This is a genomic window from Devosia algicola, from assembly GCF_028816455.1.
In the GTDB taxonomy this organism is placed as follows: domain Bacteria; phylum Pseudomonadota; class Alphaproteobacteria; order Rhizobiales; family Devosiaceae; genus Devosia; species Devosia algicola.
In genome coordinates, this window is record NZ_CP118246.1 from 3,060,591 (window position 1) to 3,084,993 (window position 24,403).

A 24,403-nucleotide genomic window follows, 5' to 3' on the forward strand; every position below is an offset into this window, starting at 1 on the left:
GTTTGAGCTGCCCCGGCGATGTCTCAATCATGGGATTTGATGGTATTCCCTCCGGTGAATTCGCCTGGCCTGGCCTCACCACAATTGCCAAGCCTGGCCGGGAAATTGGTGAGCGGGCAGTCGAGGGGCTTTTCGACGAGATAGAGCATCGACCCGAACACCGTCGGATATATATGCCGTGCCGGCTGGTGGAACGGGGTTCAATCACTAAACTGACCGAGCAGGCCCCGCAGCGCCGGGCTGCCGGATAGGAGGAACTTATATGCCTCAGAGGACGGAAGGCGCTGTTGGTTCTGGCGGAAATGGGAACGTTCCCGTTAAGTTCGCAGTGTATGATGACTCGGCTGTTAATGACACGGACAACGCTGGCACGCGCGCGGAGAGATTTGCCGCTGGAGCGCGCCATTGGTGGCCCTATTACGCCATGATGGCGCCGGGCCTGCTGTTTTTCTTCATCTGGCACTATGTGCCGATCTGGGAAGCCAAGATGGCCTTCGAACAGGTTCGCATCATCCCCCCCAATATCTGGGTCGGACTGAAGAACTTCCAGGTGCTGTTTGCCTCGCCGATCTTCTATCAGGTCGTTGCCAACACCTTGATCATTTCGGGGATGAAAATCCTCTTTGTCTTTCCCGTTCCGATTATGGTGGCGCTGTTGCTCAACGAGGTGCGCGGCGGCAGGTTGCGCGTTTTTGTCCAGTCGGCAATCTACCTGCCGCACTTCCTCTCCTGGGTGGTCATCGCTGGTGTTTTTATCGCGCTGCTCTCGCCCACCAACGGCGCTGTCAATCAGGTCGCGCAGTCGATGGGATTCCAACCCATTAGCTATATGACCAATAACGGCACCATACGTTGGGTGCTTGTAATATCCGAGATCTGGCGTTCGGCGGGTTGGGACAGCCTGCTTTACCTCGCCGCCATTTTTGCCATCGATCCCCAGCTTTATGAGGCGGCGGAAATGGATGGTGCCAATCGTTGGCAGAAAATTTGGAACGTGACAATTCCCGGAATCGTGCCGACCATCGCGACGCTTTTCATCCTCAACATGGGCATGTTCCTGTCTGCCGATCTCAACCAGATCATCAACATGCAGAACGCTGTGAATGCCTCCACCATCGATATCATCGATACTTATGTCTATCGCATCGGCCTGTCGACCGGCGAATATGCACTGGCAACGGCTGCTGGCCTGTTCAAGGCGATCATTGGCATGGCGTTGGTCTTGATCTCGCACGGTGTCAGTAAACGGCTGACCGGCAAGGGGGTATGGTGATGGCAAGCCAATCGCTCCGAACCCCACTAGAACGCGTCGAACAGGTCTTGATTGTGTCGACCCTGTTGCTGCTGGTGGTGTTCACCCTGCAACCGCTTTTGAACTTGCTTGCCCTATCGCTGTCCGAGCCGAGCCGGATTGCCGGGTTCTCGGGCCTGTCGATCATTCCCGATGGCTTCTCACCCGATGTCTGGCTGTTGTTATTGCAGCATCCCAATGTGCAGCGCGGCATCTTCAACTCGGTATGGATGACGGCGACGAGCGTCGCTATCGGCGTGATGGGCACTGCTCTCATGGCGTGGGGCATGTCACGGCCGGGCCTGCCGGGCCGACGCATCATCTTCCTGTTGGTGCTGGTGACCATTGTCTTTGAGCCGGGCATCATTCCCGACTATTTCCTGATGAAACGCATGGGCCTGCTCAATACGCCGTGGTCGGTTATCATGTATAAGGCGATCAGCGCTTGGTACCTGATCATCCTGATCCGATTTTTCGAGGAAATTCCCACCGAACTGCTTGAAGCCGCTGAACTCGACGGCGCCAACCCGTTCCAGACCTTTTTCATGGTCGTGTTGCCGCTGGCCAAGTCGGCGCTCGCGACTATCGCCCTGTTTTATCTGGTATTGCACTGGAACGAGTTTTTCCGGGCGATGATCTACCTCAACGACCAGAGCAAATGGCCGCTACAGGTGGTGCTGCGTCAGTTCGTCATCGAAGGCGACAAGGTGGCCATCGTCGGCGCCAACAATGCCAACAACAATATCGGCCTCGCCCAGATCAATATCAGGGCGCTCAAGGCCGGCATGATCCTCATCACGATCCTGCCGATCCTGGCCATCTATCCGCTCATCCTGAAATTCTTCACCAAGGGCACGATGTCCGGGGCGCTGAAGGGATGACGGCTCGACCGAAACACGAATGCACAAGGGAGGAGACAATCCATGCTTCGTAGAACACTGCTTACAACAACCGCCACCATGGTCTTGCTCGGGGCGCTTGCCGCCCCGGTATTGGCCCAGACAACGCTGCGGCTTGTCAGCAAGGACTTGCTGACAACCAACCCCGATGACGTCAAGGAAATAGACGCCATTGAGGCGGCACTCAAGGCTGCAGGCACTGATGTTGATATCCAGATCATCGACATGCCGGGGGCGGGTTATGCCGACGCGCTGGGCGTGATGCTGCTGTCTGGTGACATTCCAGACATCATGTATTTTCAGGGTGGCGACCAGAAGATGGCCGAACAGGGAATCCTCGAAGAACTTAACCCCTGGATTGAAAAATCTGAGTACATCAAGGACGCGCTCTGGCCGCACAATGTCGACCGTCTCAGCAACTATCCTTACCTTCTCTATGTCTACCCGCCACGCGCGCCCCAACCTGTCATCCGCCAGGACTGGCTCGATAAGTTGGGCATGGAGCCACCGACTACGGTCGAGGAGTATGAGGCTCTGTTCCAGGCCATTCATGACGCCGATCTCGATGGCGACGGGACCCCGGGCAACACTTTGGGCCTGTCGGGCTATGGCAACACCAACGAGTTGGATTCGATTTTCAATCAGGCATTTGGTGTAACCGGGACCTGGATGAAGGACGGCTCTGGCTCATGGGTCAATTCGCGCGTCACCGATGCCGAAAAGTCCAAACTTGCATTTTATACCAATCTCGCCAGCAAGGGTTTGTTTGACAAGGAATATGTCACCAACACCTATGACGTGAAGGAAGATAAATTTTATACCGGTAAGGCCGGTGTCATCTTTGGTTCGTCGCCCGAAGTGATCGACATCTACTCAGGCAAGATGCGCCAGGCCCATCCGGGCGAGGACATTACCCTGACCCTGCTGCCGGTCCCCTCGGGCCCTGGTGGGAAGGGGCTGGCAGCAGTCGACGTGTCCAAGGAATCGCGCGGATGGGCGATCTCGTCAATTTCCGAGCATAAGGACGAGGCTTTCAAGGTTCTTGACTTCATGGCATCCAAGCAGGGTCAGGATATCGATCGCATGGGATTTGAGGGTGAACAGTACACCAAGGACGCGAGCGGTGCGGTAACCTTCACTGACCAGATTTCGACCTGGTACGCCCGCTTCTTCAACGCTGCCAATTGGACGCCACCCACGCCGCTGCTGAGCCCTACCGCACAGGCCGCGCTCGATACCGTCAAGGCCGACTTCACACCGGACAATGCCTTTGTCTGGCCAGCGGACTATGCCGCTGATGTCGACGCAACCGAACAAGTATATCGTGCTTGGGTTGCCAAGTTCATCACCGGCCAGGCCGACCTGGCGCAATGGGACGAGTTTGTTGCAGAATATAACGCCGCCGGAGGTGCCCGGATGGCTGAATATGCAGCGACCGTGTTGGACCAATAGATTCGAATCCGGGGTTTCTGCCATGGCAGAAACCCCACGCTGAAATCAAACGGACAGGTTGAAGATGCCGAAAAACTTACGCGGCCGCGTCCGCGGTCTCCTGCATGGCGTGGCGCTTGGCGATTCCTTGGGCGCGCCGGTAGAAAAACTCTCCGCGGCCCAGATAAAGGAACGCTATGGCCGGGTGACATCGCTGATGACACGTTGGCACAAGATGGACCTGCCCCCTGAACAGCGAAACCATAGGGTGCGTGGTGACGGCATCATCACCGATGACACGCTGATGACGCTGGCATTGATGGACATCTACGCCGATGTCGGACGGCATCTCGATGCTTGGGACATGGCAGACAGCATGGTGCGCCAGATCGCATGGACGCCGCGCTGGGTGCCTGAATTACAGCGCGAGGCAATGCTGATCGATCGCCTGTTCTACCCCGAGAAATGGATATTTCAGCGGCACCAGTTGGCAAATTGCGATCCGCGACAGGGTGGTATCGGCAACATGGTCAACTGCGGCGCCGCCATGTATATCGCCCCTGTCGGTGTGGTGAACGCGGCCGATCCAAAGGCTGCCTATGACGAGGCAATTGCCTTCGCCTCGGGTCACCAGGAAAGCTACGGACTGGAAGCCGCGGGTGCGATGGCAGCAGCGGTTGCTGCGGCTCTCCTGCCGGACGGCAACATCGAAGCGATTGTCAATACGGTGTTGGACCTTACCAAGGATGGTACGAGGGCTGCTATTGCCGATATTGCTGAAACAGCGCGAGAACTGCGCCGCGCCGGCGCCGACCACTCGGCCGCCTGCGATGCCTTCCATGTCAGGATCGCCCGCTATTCGGTGATGGGCGATGACTTGAACCATATGCCCGAAAAGGTTGGACGGCTCACTGACGCCTATCGGCCGTCGCGGCTGCAGGCCATTGAGGAATTGCCGCTGGCGCTAGGCTTTTGCTTGCTGAACGATGGTGACTTTCACCGCTCGATCGAGGACGGCATCAACTCAGGTCGCGATACCGATTCCATTGGCGTCATGGCTGGCGCCATCTTGGGCGCGCTTCATGGCGAGGATGTCATCAAGCCAAGCGACCTTGCCCAGATCGACGCCGCCAATCGCCTTGATCTCACCCTTGCCGCCGACGCTTTCGCCGTAGCTGCCGGCAATATACTCACCGCCGATCGCATCGCTGCAGCTGATCGTGACGCGGCGCGCGCCGCCCTGATGACGCCAATTATGGTTTCCTGATCTCTACTACGAAAGATGCCTGATGCTCTCCGAAACGCAAATACTTGAAAAAATCTACGCCGGTTTCATCGGCAAAGCTATCGGTGTGCGCTTGGGTGCTCCGGTTGAACCCACAATATGGAGCCTATGAGCGTGTCCAGAAAACCTATGGCGAGGTCACCCGATACTTGCGCGATTTCAAGAATTTCGCTGCAGACGATGACACTAACGGCCCCGTTTATTTCATCCGCGCCCTGCGCGACTACGGGTTGAATGCAACCGCTGAGGACGTTGGCAAGACTTGGCTCAACTATGCCGCTGAAGAGCATGGCATGTATTGGTGGGGTGGTTTTGGCATATCCACCGAACATACCGCGTACCGCAACCTGCGCGCCGGGATCCCGGCACCGCAGTCTGGATCAATCGCCCAGAATGGCACCACGGTGGCCGAGCAGATCGGCGGGCAAATTTTTATCGACAGTTGGGGCTGGGTCAATCCCGGAAATCCGCAACGTGCCGCCGAAATGTCGGCCATGGCGGCCAGCGTCGCCCATGACGGCGAGGGTCTCAATGGCGCCCGTTTCTGCGCCGCGGCGATCGCCGCTGCTTTCGAGGCGACTAGCATTGAGGAAATTGTCGAGACCGCAATGTCGACCATCGATTCCGGTTCGACCTATGCGCTTGTTTGCAGCGCCGTGATCGAATTCTTCAAGGCACACCCTGAGGACTGGCGCGCCTGCCGCGAGATGTTGACCGCCGACTGGGGCTACGACCGCTATCCCGGCGTTTGCCACATTATTCCGAACGCCGGCGTGACCATCATGGCTATCCTTTATGGCAAGGGCGATCTGCCGCGCACCGCCGAGATCGCAACGATGTCGGGCTGGGACACGGACTGCAATGCGGGCAACGCCGCCGCCATCGTCGCCACCTTCCAGGGCCTGCACGCGGACTGGGACAAATATCGCCAACCAATCAATGATTTTCTGGTTGCCTCAGGCATCGTGGGTTCGATCAATATTGTCGACATCCCGAGCCTTGCGCGTGAATTGACGGTTCTGGCGCTCCAACTGGCAGGGCGCGATGTACCCGATTTGTGGCTCGAGGACATGACGCGGCGCGGTTTGCGCTTTGATTTTGACCTGCCGGGCTCGACCCATGGATTCCGCACCGAGGGATTCAATCAGATCAGCCTGAAAGGGTCGGGGGAACGGCACGTGGAAGGTTCTCGAGGCGCGCTCGAAATTCAGCTCGACCGGTTGGAGCGCGGGCAGGGCGGCCGAGTGTTCTGGAAGCCTTTTTATCGACGCAGCGATTTTGACGATGAGCGCTATCGTCCGATGTTCACGCCCGTTGTGGATGCAGGGCAAACCGTCAGCTTCAAGCTCTGGCTTGATCCGTGGAACGGTGACGGCAACCTGCGGGTGGCGCCCTATGTAAGGCGAACCATGAGCCAGACAATTGAGGAAACTGGCGCCTGGGCCGTGCCCTCGGTGGAGGGCTGGCAGGACTATTGCTTCGTTATACCCAAGGGCGATGAAGCCATCGACGAAATCGGTATCTCGATCGAATATTTCGGCCGGCTAAAATTTCTCGGGCGACTGTTCCTTGCCGATTTCAAGGTTGAGGGTGCCGGGCGCACAATAATCGAGCCCGAGACTGAAACACAGGAATGGGGTGCTATCACGCGCTTCACCTTCAATCGTGGTCACTGGACCAAGCAGGGCGGCCGTATCCATGGTCACACCGCAGGCGACGCCGACATGTGGACCGGGCATTATTATGCAAAAAACATGGAGGTCAGCGCCGATATTCAACGCCTGTCGGGCACTTCGCAACTGCTGACGGCGCGGGTGCAAGGGACCGGGAGGTTCTATGCTGCGGGGATTGCGGGGGATGAAATTGTCATCCTCAAAGAGGATTTTGGCACAACAATACTGGCCCGTGCGCCGTTTAAAGTCGAGACTGGAAAGAGCCTATCTGTTCGCGTTCATCGTGAAAGGCGACACGCTAAGTTTTGCGATCGATGGCGAGGAATTGCTCACCGCAACCGACACTGCTTACGCCCATGGCATGGCGGGGCTACGGCTGGCTTCGGCCGGTCGCATGAGTGTTGGGCGTATCGAGATCGTCGAGACGGTATAAGCCGCAAGGAGGACCAACATGTCAGAAATTGAACTCAAGCATGTCGGCAAGAAGTATGGCCAGGTTATCGTGCTCAACGACATTTCGCTCGAAATGGGCGATGGCGAATTCGTGGTACTGGTCGGGCCCTCCGGCTGTGGCAAGTCAACGCTTTTGCGGATGATTGCTGGCCTTGAGGATATTACCTCCGGCCAGATCACTATCGGCGGCAAGGTCGTCAACAACATGCCAGCCAAGGAGCGCGATATCGCCATGGTGTTCCAGTCTTACGCGCTCTATCCACACATGAAGGTCGCCGACAATATGAGTTTCTCGCTGCGATTGGCGAGGAAATCCAAGACCGAAATCAAGCAGCGTGTGGCGGACGCCGCCGAGATACTGGGACTCGATGACCTGCTTGATCGCCTGCCGCGTGAACTCTCTGGTGGCCAGCGCCAACGCGTCGCCATGGGGCGCGCCATTGTTCGAAATCCGCGTGCCTTTCTGTTTGATGAGCCACTATCAAACCTGGATGCCAAACTGCGCGTCAAGATGCGTGGCGAGATAAAGCGATTGCACCAGCGACTAGGCAAAACCATGGTCTATGTGACTCACGACCAGACCGAAGCCATGACCATGGCTGACAAGATTGTTGTCCTCAATGGTGGTCGCATTGAGCAGTCGGGGGCGCCGCTGGAACTATATAATGATCCAACCAACTTGTTCGTCGCCGGTTTTATCGGCTCGCCCGAAATCAATCTGTTCGAAACGCGCTATGAGGGTGGTAGGGATATCAAGATTAACGGCGGACAGCCGATGCCGTTGCCCACATCGCTCGATATCGCGGTGGGCACCGAGATCGTCTATGGCGTCCGACCGCAGCACATCACACTTGGCGCGGTCGGGGTGCCAGCGACTGTTTTGGTGGTGGAGCCAACTGGTGATGCCCAGGAAGTATTGGCGCGAGTCGGCAATGAAGACATCTCAGTGGTCGTGCGTGACCATGCACTGCTTAAGCCCGATGACACGGTTCATCTGGTTATAGATCCGGATCGACTGTTCATCTTCGACAAGTCCACCGGCCTGCGGCTGCGCTGATGCGAAATCCGACTCGTCATTTTGATCCCGCTGCAACAGGCCCGCTGGACGGCGTCCGGGTTCTCGATCTGTCGCGGCTTATGGCTGGCAACATGCTCAGCTTGCAGTTGGCCGATTTTGGCGCCGATGTAATAAAGATCGAACCGCCCGCAGGTGATCCGTTGCGCGCGTGGAAAGACGATGACCATTCTCTGTTCTGGAAGACCTATGGTCGCAACAAGCGTTCGGTGGTCCTCAACTTGCGGCAGGCCGACGCCATGCAGGCGCTCTGGACAATGATCGACAGTGCTGATGTGTTCATCGAGAACTATCGGCCCGGCACGCTCGAAGCTATGGGACTTGGCCCCGAGCAGCTTCTGGCACGAAATCCAAACCTCATCGTCGTGCGCATTTCCGGTTTCGGGCAAACCGGTCCCTATGCGCAATATCCGGGCTTTGGCACCATCATCGAGGCCATGAGCGGTTTTGCCGATCGCACAGGCTTTGCCGACCGTGAACCGGTGCTGCCACCACTGGCGCTGGCCGATATGATCGCCGGTATCTACGGCGCTTCGGCAACAGCGATGGCACTCTTTGCCCGCCAGTCAGGCAAGGCCGAAGGACAGGTGATCGACCTGTCGCTCCTCGAGCCGATGTTCTCTGTTCTTGGCCCCGAAGCGGCAATTCACACTGTGACCGGCAAGATCAAGCAGCGAGTCGGTAGCGCCTCCAATACTGCCTCACCACGCAATGTCTATCGTTGCGCTGATGGCAAATATCTGGCCCTGTCCGGTTCGACGCCAGCCCTCGCGCGACGCATTTTCGAGATTATCGGAAGGTCCGATATGAACCAGGATCCGCGCTTTTCATCCAATTCTGATCGGGTACAGCACCGGACGCTGGTCGACGAGGCAGTGGGGGCGTGGTTTGCGGACCGTGATAGCGCCGAGGCCCTGGAGATCCTGCGCGAGGCGGGCGCTACAGTCGGCCCGATCTACAATATCGCCGATGCCATGGCCGACATCCATTTTGATGTCCGCGAAATCATCGTTGATGTTGAGGACGAGACCTTTGGCACCCTGCCCATGCACAATATCGTTCCGCGGCTGTCGGCCACGCCCGGCGTGTGGCGGCGGCCAGCGCCTGCCCTTGGCCAACACACCGCTGAGGTGCTGTGCGAAGCCGGTATTGATGACGCTGCCATCGCGAAAATCATGCCATGATCCGTTCGCTTCTCTACGTGCCGGCCCATTCTGAACGTTTTCTCGCCAAGGCGCATCAACGGGGCGCCGATGCCATCATACTTGATCTGGAAGATTCCGTGCCGCCGGAGCACAAATCAGCGGCGCGTGACGGTTTGGCCGCGAGCGTTGTATTGGCTCGAAGCGGTGGGGCCAAGGTATTTGTTCGAATAAACCCCGGTTCCGACGACGATGCTCGGGCAGCGTGTCGTGCCCGCGCGGACGGACTATTATTGCCCAAGGTCCAGCGGCCCGAAACATTGGTCGATCTGGCAACCCTGCTGGAGCCGGTCGAAAATGAATGCGCCCGTCCTGCCATGCAGTTTGTGGCCCTGCTCGAAAGTCCCGGTGCCGTGCTAAATGCCGCCGCCATAGCGCGAGCACCACGATTGCTCGGACTCGCCCTGGGCGGCGAGGATCTGGCATTGACGCTTGGTGCGCAGCCAACGCCCGCCGTACTGCACCTACCCAAACTACTGGTGCATTATGCCGCCAAGGCCCAGGGACTGTTGTCATTCGGTCTGCTTCGGTCGGTGGCAGATTACGCCGATCTCGATGCCATCAAGATGGCGGTGCAAGAAGCGCAGGAGCACGGGTTTGATGGCGCAACTTGCGTCCATCCTGGCGTCGTGCCGCACCTCAACGCCGGTTTTCTACCTAGTTCTGAGCAACTCGATTGGGCTACACGGGTCTTGGCCAAGGCCGACCATCAACAAGGCTCATTTTCACTGGATGGCCGCATGGTGGATGCCCCCATTGTCGCGCGCGCCCGAAGCATCGCCAGTCGGGCCCGCCAGGACGATTCATGAATTTAGGATCGCATAGGTCATGAATCTCATCCAGAATGTACGAGCGTAAACTGCCCTCAAGCGGGATCCCGATGTAGCACTTAAAGCGCTCATGATGCTCTCGCGGTTTTCCTGCGGTCCATCGCTCGCCGGAGTAATGCGGTTGCCACCAGAAGCGCGACTATGAGTTCCAGCGCAAATGGTGCTGCTAATCCAACCAGCAGGATCAAAATGGCGACCGCCAGCAGCAACCAGCGCCCTACACCATCAAGGCAGATCCGATCGCGGATGACCCAAAGGGTGCCCAGATAGATCGCGATGGGGATCGCAGTTGCCAGAACACCAACCTGCGGCGCAACATGGGCGGAATCGTCGAGAATGCTCAGCATGACAATCATGCCGGCCCCAGTTGCCGCGCCGGCCGAGAAGAGCATGAAATGACCATAGCCCCAGAGCAGCGCATGTCTAAGCTCGTCACTCTCAAGTTGGTCGTCGTCGGTAAAATAAACGCCCCATAGCGAGAAGGCGATGATTGCCGACAAGATTGCAAGCCAAAGAAATTTTGGATCAGGAAACGCTGCGCCATTTCCGAGTTGAATCATTGCGGTAATCGCAATGAATGCTTCACCCAAAACGATGATGTTCAGCAGGCCGTAGCGTTCGACCATGTGATGCCGATGCCATGTGGTGACCCCGTAACGCTCCGCTAGGGCCGGAACTGCCAGTTCGCCCACGGCCCCGACAACAAACAGCGGCAGATAAATCATCGCACTTGGTGGTACGAGCACGACGAAGGTGATCCAATATATTTGCATCACGGTGATGCCGCCGGCGTAGCGCAACGCTGTTGGTCGATGCTCCGGGTCACCTCTCGCCGCGCCCAGCCAAAACGCCGCCATCCCGAGCCGCATGACAACGAAACCCATAAGTGCCAGCCATATTCGCTCATGCTCGAAAACCGCCCCAATGCCCGCTGCCAGCATCAGCGCGCCAAACATTATGACCATGGTGATGATGCGAAAGACCGAGGAGTTGTCGTCATAGGCGGATGCGAACCAAGTGTAATTCATCCAGGCCCACCAGATCATGAAGAAGCTGCATATGAACCCGATCACCCCTTGTAATAGATGGGCCTCTTCCACCGAGTGAGCGAGTCCGTGAGCAGCGGCGGCAATGGCAATGACCGACGCCAGATCGAACATCAGTTCCAGCGGCGTCGAGGGGCGGTGAGCCTCGTCAGGATCGCGAGCGACGAAGTTGAAGAAGCTGTCCTGCGTCATATTGATCCTGATTTTTCCGTGGTGACTGTTCCGAAGCTACTCCGTTCACGGTAGCAGCATAGTGTTACCGCATATTAACCTGGTCGCCCCCGCGCGATGGTGTTGGGACCAAGCATTTTTGCCTCAACCTCGATGCGCTGCCCAAAATCTGCCAATGCCATTGGCTTGCCATAGAGATAGCCTTGAAACAACGTGCTGCCGACCTGAGCCAGCAGGTCGTGCTGTTCAATCGTTTCCACCCCTTCGGCCAGTACGGTGTAACCGAGGTCGCGGCCGATATGAACGACATTCTTGACGAGCGAGGCGCTACGCGAGCTCGTTCACCGCATCCTGCACGAAACTTCGGTCGATCTTGATCTGTTGGATGGGTAAACGACGCAAATAACCCAGCGAGGAAAAGCCAGTACCGAAATCGTCGAGGGCGATGGTAATGCCTAAATCGCGCAACGAATTGAGTTTGGCGATGACCAACTCCATTTCGGTCACCAATACGCTTTCGGTCAATTCGAGTATCAGCCGCTGAGGGTTGGCCTGGGTGTCGAGTTAATTGTTATTTGCGGATTTGCAAAACTCGTTCTGGGACAGATGTAGTGGCATGGCTTGCTAGGGATGCCGATGCCCAAGTCTTGATGATGCAACAGTTTCGCGCTTCCTGCGCCGTTCTGTTGAACTTGTCACCCTGCCTGACATTTTGTGCAAACTGTTCGGGGATTTTAGCTTCCCGCTGACAAGCGTGGCTGGAACCTAAGCATCGGCCAATCGTTTCATATTTGTTCGCATGCAATCAGTTGCGCCCGGAGGATGATATGAGCGACAGCAGTTCCCGCCAAAAGCACCCCATCGCATTTTGGACGACTGCCATAGTTGGTGCTGTTTTGATTACCATCGGCATAGTGCTCGTCGGTGGCGGCATTTGGCTCGCCAGCCTAGGTGGCTCCTGGTATTATCTATTTGCGGGGATCGGTTTACTCCTCGCCGGTGCACTATTCGTGGCCGGTCGCATGTTAGGACTTTATATTTATGGCATAACCTACCTTCTCACCTGCATATGGGCGGTTTGGGAGGTGGGGCTTGATTGGTGGGCACAGGTGCCGCGCCTGGTTGCGCCGACCCTGTTGCTCGCACTCGCTCTGGCCTGCATTCCGGCTCTGCGGCGTCGTTCTTACCCCACCTCCCACCGCTCCCGCGACGATGTCTTGGCGCAAGGACGTCAGGCCGCGGTTGCGATAATCGTCGTTGGTCTGACGGTCGCCGGTCTTCCTTTTGACGGCACCATGCGCGCCCAGGCTCAGGACAATCCTGCGGCCGCGACACAGCCAGATGCTGCCTTGGGCAAACCGCAGGCAGCGCCCGAGACGTTTCCAGACGGCGCTGCGGCCAAGCCAACGCTATCTGAAAATTCAAAACAAGCAGCGATCAGCGCGTCCCCGGCGCGTCCGGCCGAAACGATCGCCATGGCTGGTGACGATTGGCCCGCATACGGTGGCAGTACACTGGCCGACAGATATTCTCCGTTGGACCAGATCAACGTCGAGAATGTCGGCAAGCTGGAAAAGCGGTGGGAGTTCCGAACCGGCGATATGCCCAATGAAAAAACCAAGGGTAAATACTCACCTGAAACCACGCCGATAAAAATCGGTAACACGATCTATATGTGTTCGGCTACCAATGAGTTGATCGCGCTCGACGCGGCCACAGGTCTGGAGCGCTGGAGCCTTCGACCCTCAGGTACCTGATGACGCTATTCCCTACGGTGCGACCTGCCGCGGCGTCAATTATTACGCAAACGTCGATGCCCCGGTCGACTCGCCTTGTGCCAATCGTATTATCGAAGGAACTTTGGACGCGCGGCTCATTGCTGTTGATGCGGAAACAGGCCAGTTGTGCAGTGACTTTGGCGTTAATGGCGAAGTCAACATGCGCGAGGGCATCGGTCGGACGGTGCCTGGCTGGTTTGGAAATGTTGCCGCGCCAACGATCGTACGCGGCATTGTGGTCATGGGTGCGCAAGTGCGGGACGGCCAGGCCGAGGACGCGCCATCAGGCGTTATTCGCGGCTATGATGCCGTTACCGGCAAGCTGGCGTGGGCCTGGGATATGGGCAAGCCAGACCTGCAGGGCAAACCCGCCAAAGGAGAAGTATATTCGCGCGGCACACCCAACATGTGGACTAGCGCCGCCGGCGACGAAAAGTTGGGCTATGTCTATGTGCCGTTAGGCAATTCCGCCGTCGACTATTACGGCGGCAACCGCAAGAATTTTGAGAACGAATACAGTAGTTCCCTGGTGGCCATTGACGTAACCACGGGCAAGGAAGTCTGGCATTTCCAGACTGTACATTACGACCTCTGGGACTATGATTTAGGATCGCAGCCATCACTCGTCGATTTTCCGACCGATAAAGACAATGTCCCTGCGGTAATCTTGACGAGCAAACAGGGCGAAATCTATGTGCTAGATCGGCGCACCGGTAAGTCCTTGTTTCCGGTCGAGGAACGTCCAGTGCCCAGCGGCGGGGTTGAAGCTGAAAACCTGTCGCCCACCCAACCTTTTTCCACCTATCACACGCTGGCAAAAGCGCCTTTGCAGGAAAAAGACATGTGGGGCATGAGCCCGTTGGACCAATTGTGGTGCCGCATCCAATTTCATCTTGCCCAATATGATGGTGAATATACCGCGCCGACCTTGGACAAGCCTTATATTGAGTATCCCGGTTATAACGGCGGGTCGGATTGGGGAAGCATCGCGATAGATATTAAGAACAACGTCCTTATCGCCAACTACAATGACATGCCCAATTATAATCGCCTGCTTAGTCGCGACGAAGCCGAAAAGCGTGGTCTAACTCCCATCACTAACCCTCAGGGATCTCATGAAGGCGCCCAGGCAGGATCGCCTTATGCAATTGAAGTCAATGCGGGTTGGCGGCAAAGTTGGACTGGTTTGATGTGCAAGCAGCCTCCATATGGCGGCATTCGCGCAATAGACATGAAAACCGGCAAGACCATCTGGGATCGCCCGTTTGGAACCGCCAGAAAAAACGGTCCGTTTGGCATTCCTTCAATGCTGCCAATGACCATTGGCACGCCCAATAATGGCGGCTCGGTGGTAACGGGGGGAGGCTTGGCATTCATCGCCGCTGCCACAGACAATCTGTTCCGGGCCATTGATCTAAAGACCGGAAAAACAGTTTGGTCAATTGAACTGCCAGCGGGTGGTCAGGCAAATCCGTTCGTTTTTAAGGCAAACGGCCAGGAAATGGTCGGTGTCATGGCGGGCGGCCATCATTTCATGGAGACCGAGATAGGCGACTATCTGGAGGTGTATGCGCTACCGCAAAGTCAAGGTTGATCCAGCGCATATCAGGTCGACACAGCAACAGGGCGAGTCTCTGGGAGCAGTCAGGCCGCTCAACACGAATTGAGGCTGTATCTGCCTGGTCTCGGAGGGCAGTCGAGTGCGGCTACTTGACCTTAAAAGACGGGCAATATGGCGTAATTGTCGTTAATGGCAATGCCATCCCGCGACCGTGTGCGAGCGAGCCTATGGCGTTCAGTGTGTAGAACTAAGGATGAATCTCCGCTGCACTTGGGAAAAGTTGATGAAGGGGCAGGGAATGAGGGTAATGGCGCACTATCCGTGGTTTTGGCGACGGGTAAAATTTGGTGCCATCGTGCTGGTGGGAACTGGGTTTGCTACAGGTGTTCTCGGTGCGCTGTTCATCTGGTCGGGACTGTTTGACGTGGCGGCGACAAGCAAGCATCCTTGGCCAGTCGCGGTGGTGCTCCATTACGCGATGGAACGCTCGGTTTTCCTACACGCGCCAGAACTCAAGGCACCCGACCTTGACAATCCTACGTTGATCGTTCGGGGCGCTACGCATTACGCGAGCGGCTGCGCGTCCTGTCACGGCGCACCGGGGCAATTGGCCTCGCCTATCGCCCAACAGATGACGCCCACGCCGCCGGGGCTCTATTCGGCCGGACGTGATTTTACCCCCAGCCAATTGTTCTGGATCGTCAAGCACGGCGTCAAGATGACCCCAATGCCGGCCTGGCCAGCGCAGCAACGCCAAGACGAAATTTGGGCAATGGTCGCCTTTCTCAAGCATCTGCCGGATTATAATACCGAGGCCTATGCCGAGTTGAGCGGCTGGTCAGGCGGTGCGGACTTCCTCTCGAACGTTCCGGCCACCTTGCCGGGGGGAGACTTCAATCCTCTTGCTTGCGCCCGCTGCCATGGAGCAGACGGTAAGGGACGAAATGGCGTGTCGCCAGATATTGCTGGCGTCAGCGCTTCAAAGATCGTTCAGGCGCTAAGGGCGTATCGGGACGGGGGCGAAAAAAGCGGCTTTATGCAACCTGTTGCCGCCTCACTGACCGACGCCCAGATCGTGGCCGCCGCCGACTATTACGCGACACTCCCAACTCACGCCGGGGGTGGAACGCCATGACGGAAACAGCGACGCTACCGCTCGGCCTTTTTTCTCCAAATGGTGCAGGTTCGACTGCAATCTCGCCACTGCTTTGGGGGCTGATTTGGCTTTCGGTTTTCGTCGTCATCATGATTGCCGTGGCGGTGGTCCTTGGTAGTATCGTGAGGGAGCGGGGCAAACATGATCCCAGGCTGGTGGTGTCCGAACATTCTGGGCACGGCCTCTGGTGGATCTACGGCGGCGTTGGCGTCTCGACATTTGTCCTGATTGCTTTTACCGGCTGGACGATTGCAACGATCGCCCGGATTGCCGAGCCGCCTAGCGCTCCGGCGTTCACAGTGGACGTATCGGCACACCAATGGTGGTGGGGCTTTCATTACCCGGACGACGATCCTGGCAAGGCGTTCACAACGGCCAATGAGCCTTCACATTCCTGTCGGGGTGCCGGTGCACTTCAATCTGACCTCGCCAGACGTCATCCACAGTTTTTGGGTGCCAGCACTTGGCGGCAAGACCGATGTTGTTCCCGGCCGCGTCAATCAGATGTGGCTAATGGCCGACAAGCCCGGCGTTTATCGGGGCCAGTGCTCGGAGTATTGCGGGAGCGAGCACGCCCAGATGGGTCTTTATGTGATTGCCGAACCGAGAGCGGATTTCGATGCTTGGCGTGCAGCCCAGCAAGCACGCGCCCTAACGCCAACAGCCCCCGACGAGGGCTTCGTTCAGTTCAACGTCCATTGCGGCAAATGTCATAACGTTCGCGGCACGATGGCGCAGGGAGATAAGGGCCCCGACCTCACTCATTTGATGAGCAGATCAACCATTGCCGCGGGAATGTTGGACAATAATATCGGCAATCTTTCAGGCTGGATTGCCCATCCCCAAGGCATCAAGCCGGATGCGTTAATGCCAGATATCGCCCTTTCTGGACCCGAACTGCAGTCGATCCTTTCCTATCTCAAAACCCTCAAGTGAAGGACGCCTAACATGAGCGTTGCCGAATATGAGCGCGTCCCGGAGATCAAGAGCCTCAAGGATGACCCGGAGCCTGCCAGATCGCCTTCGAGTGTTATGGGAAACTGTGCCGGGGTTTTATGGCTGGATTGCCTCGGTCGACCATAAATCGATAGGTATCCGCTATCTCGTTACCTCGTTCATTTTCCTGTTGCTGGGTGGGTTGGAAGCGCTGGTAATGCGCATTCAGTTAGCCCAGCCCGGCGAGCATTTGTTGACGCCGGAGCAATATAACCAACTATTTTCCATGCATGGCATCACCATGATTTTTCTTTATGCGCTGCCGGTGCTGTCGGGATTTTCTAATTTTCTTTTCCCGCTGGTGCTAGGCGCACGCGACATGGCATTTCCACGCCTGAATGCGTTTTCTTATTGGGTATATCTGGCATCTGGCTTGTTCATGTATGCGAGTTTTTTGGTCGGCGCCGCGCCCGATGACGGTTGGTTCAACTATGCACCCAACTCGCTCAGGACGTTCAGCCCGGGCCCCAATATGGATTTTTACGCATTGGGCATGATTTTCCTCGGTATTTCTACCACGGTTGGCGCCGCCAATTTCGTGGTCACGGTGATGCGCATGCGCGCGCCGGGCATGTCGATCGCCCGCTTGCCGATACTAGTATGGGGTACCACCACTGTTTCAGCCGGAATATTATTCTCCGTACCAGCGGTGAGCCTGGCCTTCTTCATGCTCTGGCTGGATCGCTCGTTCGGCACCCATTTTTTCGACGCGCGGTCATCGGGCCAGCCTATGCTGTGGCAGCACCTGTTCTGGATTTTCGCCCATCCCTGGGTCTACATCATCGTATTGCCGGCCATGGGGCTTGTATCGGACGCTTTGCCCATCCTGTGTCGTCGGCCGATCGTGGGATATGCGCTGGTGGTGCTGGCTACTATTTTGACGATGGTGCTGGGGTTTGGCGTATGGGTGCATCACATGTTTGCCACCGGCTTGCCCATGGTGGCATCGTCGTTTTTCTCTGGGGCGTCATTCATTATCACCATCCCCAGCGCCGTAGCGACCTTCGCCTGGGTGGCCACGATCTGGACCGGTCGTCCAGTATTCACCACCGCCTTTCTCTATTTCGCGGGCTTCATTGTAATGTTCGTCATCGGTGGCGTCTCTGGCGTGGTAACGGCCGCGGTGCCGGCGGACCTGCAATTGACCGACACCTATTTTGTCGTCGCGCATATCCATTATGTGTTGATTGGCATCAATTTGTTCGGGGTGCTGGGCGCCTTCTATTTCTGGTTCCCCAAACTGTTCGGCCGCCTGCTCGATGAGCGACTGGGACGCTGGAATTTCTGGATTACCTTTATCGGTTTCAACATTGCATTTCTGCCTATGCACCTCACTGGGCTCATGGGTATGCCGCGTCGTATCTATACCTATCCAAACGATTTCGGTCTGGGACTGGTGAACATGATCACTACCGTTGGTTCGTTTTTGCTCGCCATCGGCATTTTGCTCTTCATGATCAACATCTGGATCAGCCTGCGAAACAACACGCAAGCACCCGATAATCCTTGGGGTGCACCGACGCTTGAATGGGTCACCTCATCGCCCCCACCTCCCTATAACTTCGCGCTGATCCCAGCGGTGGCCAGTCGACATCCGCTTTGGGAAGAGCAGTTGCACGCGGGCGTAAGTCATTCGGTGCTCGATCGTGGTTTCGTGCTGGATCACGGTAAAGAAGCTCTGGCAACGACCATTCTTGATGCTGAGCCGGATGTAATATTGAAGATGCCGGAGGATACGCCCTGGCCATTTATTCTGACGCTGGCCATGAGCGCGGGCTTCACCGCCATGCTGATACAATCATGGTGGGGAACCGGGATGGCGGGACTAGCCATTCTAGTATGTCTCGGCTTTTGGCTATGGCCAAAACGGTCCATGGTGCAAATCGCGAGTGCCGATCATGGATGACGCGCGACTGCGAACAGGTGAGGAACCATTCCCGTCTCGGGCGCTACCGATCGGCAGTCCGGGCCGTAAATCTTCGGGCTGGTATGGCATGATGATGCTGATAACAACCGAGGCGTCACTATTTGTCTATCTGCTATTCAGCTATTTCTATTTCGCCATATGGTCCGGAGGCAGTTTCTTGCCCAGCGAACTGCCCAAATTCAATCTGTCAGCACCGGACACGGCGATATTGCTCTTGAGCAGCGTCGTGGTTTGGTGGGGCGAAAAGGGCGCGCGCAAGGGCAGTCACACTCAACTGTCGCTGGGTCTTCTCGCCGGAATCGTTCTTGGCACAATTTTCGTCGGTGTTCAAATCATGGAATGGGCGGATAAGCCCTATCAACTCAACACTAGCAGTTATAGCTCGCTCTACTTCATTATCACCGGCTTTCATATGGTTCATGTCGTCGTTGGTATGCTCATATTGCTGGCTTTGCTTGTCTGGTCGTTGTTGGGCTATTTCGACCGCCAGCGGCACGCTCCTGTCGTCATTGGCGCGATCTACTGGCACTTCGTTGATGCAGTCTGGATCGCTGTGTTCTTCACCATTTATGTTTCTCCACATCTGGGATAGCCAAGGTGAAAGAGGACGCGAACCATAATCTGGAAGTTGGCCACCCAGCGGCGATGCGGCATCGGATCAGTCCTGTCTTGTTGGGAATTGCCATTGCAGCCGCGCCGACAGGGTGGATGGTCCAATTGCTTTTTGCGTTCGCCTCAACCAGCTATGTTTGTGTCGCAACACCAAATGGGGTGGTGCCGGCTTGGCTCATGCCCGTTCTTGTCGCGCTCAATCTCCTGGGGCTGGCACTGGCCGTTGCCGGGGCGATCCTTTCGGCAGCCATAGTCAAACGAACCACTCTTGAGCAGTCGGGAACAACCCGGTTTCTGGCGAACTGGGGTATTTTCGTTTCACTGGCTTTTTTCGCTGCGACATTTGCCAATTCATTCTCACTTTTCCTGGTGCCATTATGCAAGACATGAAGGTTTTTCGGACTGATTTGGCGCGGGTTTTCGTGGCCCTTTTTATGATCGGCGTCGGCGCGGGCTGTTCCAAACCGCAGGGTGCGGGACTGGCTGGTGATCCCGCGAGCATAGGCGATCCTGCCATGGGAAAGGCGTTGATCGAAAAGCTGGGCTGCGGTTCCTGTCACGTTATTCCGGGAATACTAAATGCCTATGGCATGGTCGGGCCGCCGCTCGAGCACATGGCGCGCCGACAATATATTGCGGGTATGCTGCGCAATACGCCCGAGAACATGGTGAACTGGTTGCGCTACCCGCAAAAGGTCGTGCCGGGTAATGCCATGCCCGATCTTGGCATCTCTGATGATGACGCGCACCAGATCGCGGCATATTTGGCAACGCTGCAATGAGATCAGTTACGGCAGAACCAGCTGCTGGGCGGCGGAGGGTTAATATCAGCCTTGCGCTCGGCGGTCTCGCGTTGGCCACGTTGTGGTTCAGCCCCCTGGCGCAGCTGGCTCGCGTGGCCTTTTCCGCCCACATGCTGCTTCATCTCGGTATCGTTGTGGTGGCCGCTCCCTTGTTGGCGTTTGGAGCGGCGAGCCGTCTACCGCCCATTACCGGTTTCGGCAATGCGTTGAACTGGGGTCTTCTAGCTGGCCTGTTCGAAATGATCGCGGTCTGGGGGTGGCACATTCCCCTGCTGCATGATGCGGCCGGTCACAGTGCATCGCTATTCATTTTGGAACAGGCATCGTTTTTGCTGGGTGGGCTTGCCGTATGGGGTGTGGGCTTTAGTGCGAGCAACCGGGGAGCCATTGCTAGTGCTGCAATCATTCTATTTCTGACCTTCACCCATATGACGATGTTTGGCCTGATGCTGACCCTCGCGCCAAACTTGCTGTACGATCCCGATCTATGCCGAGGCGCCTTCGGACTTGACCGATTGTCAGATCAACATCTGGGAGGCGTGTTGATGGCTGTGGGCGGCGGTATTCCATATCTAGTGGGCACTGCTTGGGCAATCTCGAGGGTACTCTTCGTTGACGTTTAGCATTCCATGGGTGGATCGCCAGAGCGCGCATGCTGCAATAGGCACCAGCCAGCGCCTATTTTTGTCGAACGGCCGCCGCGATTTTGGCCGTGAGGGATTGGGATGTGGTAAAATATCCCTTCCACGGATCCGGTTCGCGTGCCCGCTCTGCAGCTTCGGCGAGGCCGAATTGATTGGCGGCCTTCACGTCTTGCAAATCTTGCCAGCTCACGGGCACCGCTACGGGAGCACCGGGGCGTGACCGGCTGGACCACGGTGCAATGGCTGTGGCGCCCCGCTCATTGCGAAGATAGTCGATGAACATTTTGCCCTTGCGCTTTGCCTTGCTCATCGTGGCGACGAAGCGATCCGGTTGAGCGTCGGCCAGGTTTTGCGCCACTTGCTTGCAAAAGGCCTTGATCTCGGGCCACTCGGCGCGCGGTCGCAAAGGGGCGATCACATGCACGCCCTTGCCGCCGCTGACCAAGGGATAGGCTCTCAAGCCCGACATCCTCCAGCGCCTGCCGCACGTCCCGAGCGGCGCTGCGCACATGTTCGAACCCCTGCTCTTCGTCGGGGTCAATGTCGAAAATTATGCGCTCGGGCTTTTCAACGTCCTTGATAGGTGCGCCCCACAAATGCCATTCCAGTACATTCATCTGCGTGCCGCCGATCAGTCCAGCAAGGCTTTCGATATAAAAATAGACTTCCTTCCCACCATCCTTTTCCGCGATCAGCATCGACTTTAAGGCCTCGGGGAAACCGCCAGTATCGTGTTTTTGGAAAAAGCAGTGCTTGGCCCGCCCTTGGGGGCAACGCAGCAGGCTGAGCGGCCGTCTCTCGATATAGGGCAACATACGCTCGGCCACGGCCGCGTAATAGGCCACAAGATCTGCCTTGGTCACGCCCTGCCCTGGATAGACCACGCGGTCGGGGCTGGTCAGCTTGATGCCGGCTGCCTCGGCGGCTTGCAGGCCTGATGCGCCACTCAACGTCGCCTCGGGGACCGCGGCGGGACGCTCCATAACAACACTTTTCGCGGGCTTGTCCTCGCGCAACGCCAAAAACGAAGGATGGCGCAGAATGCCGTCCGGCGTAAATTCGGTGTAGCCGACCTCGGCCACAAGTTTTGGCGAAACCCATCGGGCATTCCTGGCGATCGCGGCAGGAACCTCTACAAACGGACTGGTCTTGCGCGCGAGCGCGTCTAGCCGTTGCTGGAGATTTTCCGCACTCTTGACGGTAAAGCCGGTGCCAACGCGGCCACGATAGACCAGTCTCTTGCCCTCCCATGCGCCTACCAGCAGCGAGGCGAAGCCCTTCTTTCGGGTCGAGGGCGACCAGCCTGCGATAATAAACTCCTGACGCCTGCTCGCCTTTATCTTGAGCCAGTCCTTGGTGCGCGCGCCATGATAGGGGGCTTCGGCCCGTTTGGCGATGATGCCTTCATGGCCCTCGCGGGCAACGGCGTCGAACACCTTCTGGCCATTGCCAGTGACATGGGCAGAAAATTGTACCAGCGACGAGGACTCGACTTTGCCGAGCAGTTTTTCGAGCCTTTCCCTTGCGTTGGGTCAGCCCGAGCCGGGTGATATCGTTGCCGTCCACTTCAAGCAGATCGAAGGCGAAATAGGTCAGCGGTCCCCCATTTGAAAGATGATCCTTTAACGTCGAAAAATCGGTGCGTCCCTTGGCATCAAAGGCGCATAGCTCTCCATCAATCAGCGCGGTCCCCTTGGTGATTTTCGTCAATGGGGCCACGATCTCGGCGAACTGTGTGGTCCAGTCCTTGCCAGTGCGGGTGTAAAGCCGAACCTGGTCGCCCGAAATCGCCGCCAGGCAACGATATCCGTCATATTTCATCTCGAACACCCAGCCGCTGCTTTCGGGAACCGCCGTGACGAGCGTCGCCAGTTGCGGCGCTCTAAAGGATGGCAGCGGCGCCGATTTAGTTCGGCGCGATTTGTGCCGAGCCGGTTTGTCCACTTGTACCGCATCGGAATGCCAGACGGCATCGGCCGCTACCTTTGTGGGCTTTTTTGACTTCAGTCCTTTGGCGATCCCGTCCATATCCCGACCGGTTGATACCGACTTGGTAAACCGGGCGACCAGTGTTTCCTCGTCCCTTGCATAATCGTCACGATGTTTGATGAGGAGCCAGTTCTCTCGGGGAGGACCCGATTTGCGCTTACTGTCGCGGCCTTTCATGTGGACCAGCACCCATTCGCCTTTCATGCGATGGCCCTGCAATCGCATCTTGAGGTCACCATCATTCAACCCCGCATGGGGATCACCTATCGGCTCCCATGAGCCTTCATCCCACAGCATGACAGTGCCACCGCCATATTCACCTCGAGGAATGGTGCCCTCGAAACTGCCATAGTCGAGCGGATGGTCTTCCACTCGCACAGCAAGTCGCTTGTCGTCGGGATTATCGGATGGCCCCTTGGTTACAGCCCAGCTTTTGAGCACGCCGTCCAGGCTCGATGCGGAAATCATAGTGCAGGCGAGTGGCGTCATGTTTTTGCACCACGAAGCGAAGAGTCGACCCCTGTTTGTGACCGTGCCGGGCACCCGAAGGTTCCTGGGTCTTGGTGAAGTCGCGTTTTGCCTGATATTCGCTCAGCAGTTTTTTGCTCTTGCTGGCCATAGCCTAACCCGTTTTCTTGCGGGGCGATACTTTCTTGGCCGGCGTTTTTTTGCCTGACGCTTTCTTGCCGCTTTCCAGGCTCGATTTCAGCGCCGCCATCAAGTCCACGACGTTGGACCCTGTTTGCTTTTTCTCGGTCGCGTCGTCCGGCGCGGTGATCTTGCGCCCCTTGCTCTTGAGTTTGCGCGCAATCAACTCACGCAGCGCGACCTGATAATGATCCTTGAAGACGCCGGCATCGAACTTGCCGGACTTCTTGTCGATCAGCGCCGTGGCGACCTCGAGAAGCTCGGGGTCGGCTTTCTTGACTGGAATATCAGAGAAGTAGGGATCTGCGTTTCGAAGTTCGGCTTCGTAGTGAAGCGTTTCCAGCAGCAATCCCCGGCCTGCGGGCTTGAGCGCCACGAGATATTCCTTGCCACGCAGCGTTAACTGCCCCAGCCCGATCTTGTCGGTTTGCCGCAACGCGTCACGGATGACAACGAAGGCGTCATCGGCCAGGTCATCCGAGGGCACGATATAATATGGCTTGTCAAAATAGAGCGGGTCGATTTCGTTGCTGCCGACAAATTGGGTGAGTTCAAGCGTTTTGCGGGTCTCGAGCCTTGACGGCGTCGATCTCCTCGTCCGTGAGCAGAACATAATCACCTTTTTCGTATTCGAAGCCCTTCATGATCTCGTCCTTATCGACAGGACCGATGCCATCCACAACCTTCTGGTAATGCACGGGTTTGCCGCTCGGTTCATGAATTTGGCGGAAGCTCGGTTTGGCATTGGCTTTAGTCGCCGTGTAAAGCTCGACGGCTATGGAGACGAGGGAAAGACGAAGCTGGCCTTTCCAGATCGGGCGAGACGCGGGCATGGCATACTGACCTCAAACTATTTCCAGTTTAACGACGGCTCGTCGCCTTCGTTCCAGGCGGTGCGGTCCATGGTCACCGCAAGGCGGCCCGGTGTAGGCG

Annotated in this window: 22 protein-coding genes and 2 pseudogenes; 18 read left to right on the forward strand and 6 right to left on the reverse strand. The window is 57.0% G+C overall.

The genetic code is table 11. From position 1 onward, the window contains the following. The first annotated feature begins 2 nt into the window (after positions 1 to 2). From PSQ19_RS16310 to PSQ19_RS16350, 9 genes are all read left to right on the forward strand, one after another. A complete protein-coding gene (locus tag PSQ19_RS16310; RefSeq protein WP_282218598.1) occupies positions 3 to 251 on the forward strand; it encodes a substrate-binding domain-containing protein in 249 nt (82 codons plus the stop codon). 11 nt (positions 252 to 262) lie between these two features. Further along, the gene (locus PSQ19_RS16315; RefSeq protein ID WP_282218599.1) at positions 263 to 1,273 is read left to right on the forward strand and encodes an ABC transporter permease; all 1,011 of its coding nucleotides are present in this window, start codon (positions 263 to 265) and stop codon (positions 1,271 to 1,273) included. After that, entirely contained in the window at positions 1,273 to 2,172 is a 900-nt protein-coding gene (locus PSQ19_RS16320; RefSeq protein ID WP_282218600.1) for a carbohydrate ABC transporter permease, read from the forward strand. The genes PSQ19_RS16315 and PSQ19_RS16320 overlap by 1 nt, the downstream gene beginning before the upstream one ends. A gap of 42 nt (positions 2,173 to 2,214) precedes the next feature. Further along, positions 2,215 to 3,642: an extracellular solute-binding protein gene (locus tag PSQ19_RS16325; protein ID WP_282218601.1), complete on the forward strand. Its 1,428-nt coding sequence runs from the start codon at positions 2,215 to 2,217 to the stop codon at positions 3,640 to 3,642. 64 nt (positions 3,643 to 3,706) lie between these two features. Continuing rightward, positions 3,707 to 4,888, forward strand: a complete 1,182-nt coding sequence (locus tag PSQ19_RS16330) for an ADP-ribosylglycohydrolase family protein (RefSeq protein WP_282218602.1) — start codon at positions 3,707 to 3,709, stop codon at positions 4,886 to 4,888. 104 nt (positions 4,889 to 4,992) lie between these two features. After that, positions 4,993 to 7,044 carry an ADP-ribosylglycohydrolase family protein gene (locus PSQ19_RS16335; protein WP_282218603.1) on the forward strand — a complete coding sequence of 684 codons (2,052 nt, stop codon included), beginning with the start codon at positions 4,993 to 4,995 and terminating at the stop codon, positions 7,042 to 7,044. Continuing rightward, positions 7,031 to 8,089 carry an ABC transporter ATP-binding protein gene (locus PSQ19_RS16340; RefSeq protein ID WP_282218604.1) on the forward strand — a complete coding sequence of 353 codons (1,059 nt, stop codon included), beginning with the start codon at positions 7,031 to 7,033 and terminating at the stop codon, positions 8,087 to 8,089. Before PSQ19_RS16335 ends, PSQ19_RS16340 begins: the two co-directional genes overlap by 14 nt. Further along, positions 8,089 to 9,291: a CaiB/BaiF CoA transferase family protein gene (locus PSQ19_RS16345; protein ID WP_282218605.1), complete on the forward strand. Its 1,203-nt coding sequence runs from the start codon at positions 8,089 to 8,091 to the stop codon at positions 9,289 to 9,291. Before PSQ19_RS16340 ends, PSQ19_RS16345 begins: the two co-directional genes overlap by 1 nt. Then, the gene (locus PSQ19_RS16350) at positions 9,288 to 10,118 is read left to right on the forward strand and encodes an HpcH/HpaI aldolase/citrate lyase family protein (protein WP_282218606.1); all 831 of its coding nucleotides are present in this window, start codon (positions 9,288 to 9,290) and stop codon (positions 10,116 to 10,118) included. Before PSQ19_RS16345 ends, PSQ19_RS16350 begins: the two co-directional genes overlap by 4 nt. Positions 10,119 to 10,207: 89 nt before the next feature. On the opposite strand, the gene PSQ19_RS16355 is transcribed toward PSQ19_RS16350, so the two are convergent. From PSQ19_RS16355 to PSQ19_RS16365, 3 genes and pseudogenes are all read right to left on the reverse strand, one after another. Next, entirely contained in the window at positions 10,208 to 11,377 is a 1,170-nt protein-coding gene (locus tag PSQ19_RS16355; protein ID WP_282218607.1) for a low temperature requirement protein A, read from the reverse strand. 74 nt (positions 11,378 to 11,451) lie between these two features. Next, positions 11,452 to 11,655, reverse strand: coding sequence for an EAL domain-containing protein (locus PSQ19_RS16360; RefSeq protein ID WP_282220727.1), 204 nt, complete (start codon positions 11,653 to 11,655; stop codon positions 11,452 to 11,454). A 28-nt stretch (positions 11,656 to 11,683) separates the two neighbouring features. After that, positions 11,684 to 11,902: pseudogene (locus PSQ19_RS16365) on the reverse strand (EAL domain-containing protein); the annotation flags it as partial. Positions 11,903 to 12,183: 281 nt separating this feature from the next. Between PSQ19_RS16365 and PSQ19_RS16370 the strand changes: the two are divergent. The 9 genes from PSQ19_RS16370 to PSQ19_RS16410 all read left to right on the forward strand — a co-directional run bounded on the left by PSQ19_RS16370 (position 12,184) and on the right by PSQ19_RS16410 (position 20,812). Further along, positions 12,184 to 13,113, forward strand: coding sequence for a DUF308 domain-containing protein (locus PSQ19_RS16370; protein ID WP_282218609.1), 930 nt, complete (start codon positions 12,184 to 12,186; stop codon positions 13,111 to 13,113). 7 nt (positions 13,114 to 13,120) lie between these two features. After that, on the forward strand, positions 13,121 to 14,728 hold the full coding sequence (locus PSQ19_RS16375) for a pyrroloquinoline quinone-dependent dehydrogenase (protein WP_456077520.1): 1,608 nt from the start codon (positions 13,121 to 13,123) through the stop codon (positions 14,726 to 14,728). Positions 14,729 to 15,002: 274 nt separating this feature from the next. Then, entirely contained in the window at positions 15,003 to 15,830 is an 828-nt protein-coding gene (locus PSQ19_RS16380) for a c-type cytochrome (protein WP_282218611.1), read from the forward strand. A gap of 399 nt (positions 15,831 to 16,229) precedes the next feature. After that, positions 16,230 to 16,787: a cytochrome c oxidase subunit II gene (locus PSQ19_RS16385; RefSeq protein WP_282218612.1), complete on the forward strand. Its 558-nt coding sequence runs from the start codon at positions 16,230 to 16,232 to the stop codon at positions 16,785 to 16,787. Between the two features lie 61 nt (positions 16,788 to 16,848). Then, on the forward strand, positions 16,849 to 18,753 hold the full coding sequence (gene ctaD, locus PSQ19_RS16390; protein WP_282218613.1) for a cytochrome c oxidase subunit I: 1,905 nt from the start codon (positions 16,849 to 16,851) through the stop codon (positions 18,751 to 18,753). Then, positions 18,746 to 19,366: a cytochrome c oxidase subunit 3 gene (locus tag PSQ19_RS16395; protein WP_282218614.1), complete on the forward strand. Its 621-nt coding sequence runs from the start codon at positions 18,746 to 18,748 to the stop codon at positions 19,364 to 19,366. The genes ctaD and PSQ19_RS16395 overlap by 8 nt, the downstream gene beginning before the upstream one ends. 5 nt (positions 19,367 to 19,371) lie before the next feature. Beyond that, entirely contained in the window at positions 19,372 to 19,776 is a 405-nt protein-coding gene (locus PSQ19_RS16400; protein WP_282218615.1) for a hypothetical protein, read from the forward strand. Between the two features lie 32 nt (positions 19,777 to 19,808). After that, a complete protein-coding gene (locus tag PSQ19_RS16405) occupies positions 19,809 to 20,168 on the forward strand; it encodes a c-type cytochrome (protein ID WP_282218616.1) in 360 nt (119 codons plus the stop codon). Next, positions 20,165 to 20,812 carry a cytochrome c oxidase assembly protein gene (locus PSQ19_RS16410; RefSeq protein ID WP_282218617.1) on the forward strand — a complete coding sequence of 216 codons (648 nt, stop codon included), beginning with the start codon at positions 20,165 to 20,167 and terminating at the stop codon, positions 20,810 to 20,812. Before PSQ19_RS16405 ends, PSQ19_RS16410 begins: the two co-directional genes overlap by 4 nt. A gap of 55 nt (positions 20,813 to 20,867) precedes the next feature. Here the strand turns inward: PSQ19_RS16410 and ligD are convergent. The 3 genes and pseudogenes from ligD to PSQ19_RS16425 form a co-directional block, all read right to left on the reverse strand. After that, a pseudogene (gene ligD, locus PSQ19_RS16415) lies at positions 20,868 to 23,441 on the reverse strand (DNA ligase D). A gap of 3 nt (positions 23,442 to 23,444) precedes the next feature. Then, complete coding sequence (gene ku, locus PSQ19_RS16420; RefSeq protein ID WP_282218618.1) at positions 23,445 to 24,083, reverse strand: non-homologous end joining protein Ku; 639 nt, start codon at positions 24,081 to 24,083, stop codon at positions 23,445 to 23,447. Beyond that, complete coding sequence (locus tag PSQ19_RS16425) at positions 24,022 to 24,303, reverse strand: Ku protein (RefSeq protein ID WP_282218619.1); 282 nt, start codon at positions 24,301 to 24,303, stop codon at positions 24,022 to 24,024. Before PSQ19_RS16425 ends, ku begins: the two co-directional genes overlap by 62 nt. Positions 24,304 to 24,403: the final 100 nt, after the last annotated feature.

Bases quoted from the DNA above. Each gene is read 5' to 3' on its own strand.
- PSQ19_RS16325 (WP_282218601.1), top strand. From the start codon at position 2,215: ATGCTTCGTAGAACACTGCTTACAACAACCGCCACCATGGTCTTGCTC.
- PSQ19_RS16320 (WP_282218600.1), top strand. From the start codon at position 1,273: ATGGCAAGCCAATCGCTCCGAACCCCACTAGAACGCGTCGAACAGGTC.
- PSQ19_RS16395 (WP_282218614.1), top strand. From the start codon at position 18,746: ATGGATGACGCGCGACTGCGAACAGGTGAGGAACCATTCCCGTCTCGG.
- PSQ19_RS16410 (WP_282218617.1), top strand. From the start codon at position 20,165: ATGAGATCAGTTACGGCAGAACCAGCTGCTGGGCGGCGGAGGGTTAAT.
- PSQ19_RS16330 (WP_282218602.1), top strand. From the start codon at position 3,707: ATGCCGAAAAACTTACGCGGCCGCGTCCGCGGTCTCCTGCATGGCGTG.
- PSQ19_RS16425 (WP_282218619.1), bottom strand. From the start codon at position 24,303: ATGCCCGCGTCTCGCCCGATCTGGAAAGGCCAGCTTCGTCTTTCCCTC.
- PSQ19_RS16315 (WP_282218599.1), top strand. From the start codon at position 263: ATGCCTCAGAGGACGGAAGGCGCTGTTGGTTCTGGCGGAAATGGGAAC.
- PSQ19_RS16385 (WP_282218612.1), top strand. From the start codon at position 16,230: ATGAGCCTTCACATTCCTGTCGGGGTGCCGGTGCACTTCAATCTGACC.
- PSQ19_RS16345 (WP_282218605.1), top strand. From the start codon at position 8,089: ATGCGAAATCCGACTCGTCATTTTGATCCCGCTGCAACAGGCCCGCTG.
- ku (WP_282218618.1), bottom strand. From the start codon at position 24,083: ATGTTCTGCTCACGGACGAGGAGATCGACGCCGTCAAGGCTCGAGACC.
- PSQ19_RS16355 (WP_282218607.1), bottom strand. From the start codon at position 11,377: ATGACGCAGGACAGCTTCTTCAACTTCGTCGCTCGCGATCCTGACGAG.
- PSQ19_RS16380 (WP_282218611.1), top strand. From the start codon at position 15,003: ATGGCGCACTATCCGTGGTTTTGGCGACGGGTAAAATTTGGTGCCATC.
- PSQ19_RS16350 (WP_282218606.1), top strand. From the start codon at position 9,288: ATGATCCGTTCGCTTCTCTACGTGCCGGCCCATTCTGAACGTTTTCTC.
- PSQ19_RS16340 (WP_282218604.1), top strand. From the start codon at position 7,031: ATGTCAGAAATTGAACTCAAGCATGTCGGCAAGAAGTATGGCCAGGTT.
- ctaD (WP_282218613.1), top strand. From the start codon at position 16,849: ATGACCCGGAGCCTGCCAGATCGCCTTCGAGTGTTATGGGAAACTGTG.
- PSQ19_RS16370 (WP_282218609.1), top strand. From the start codon at position 12,184: ATGAGCGACAGCAGTTCCCGCCAAAAGCACCCCATCGCATTTTGGACG.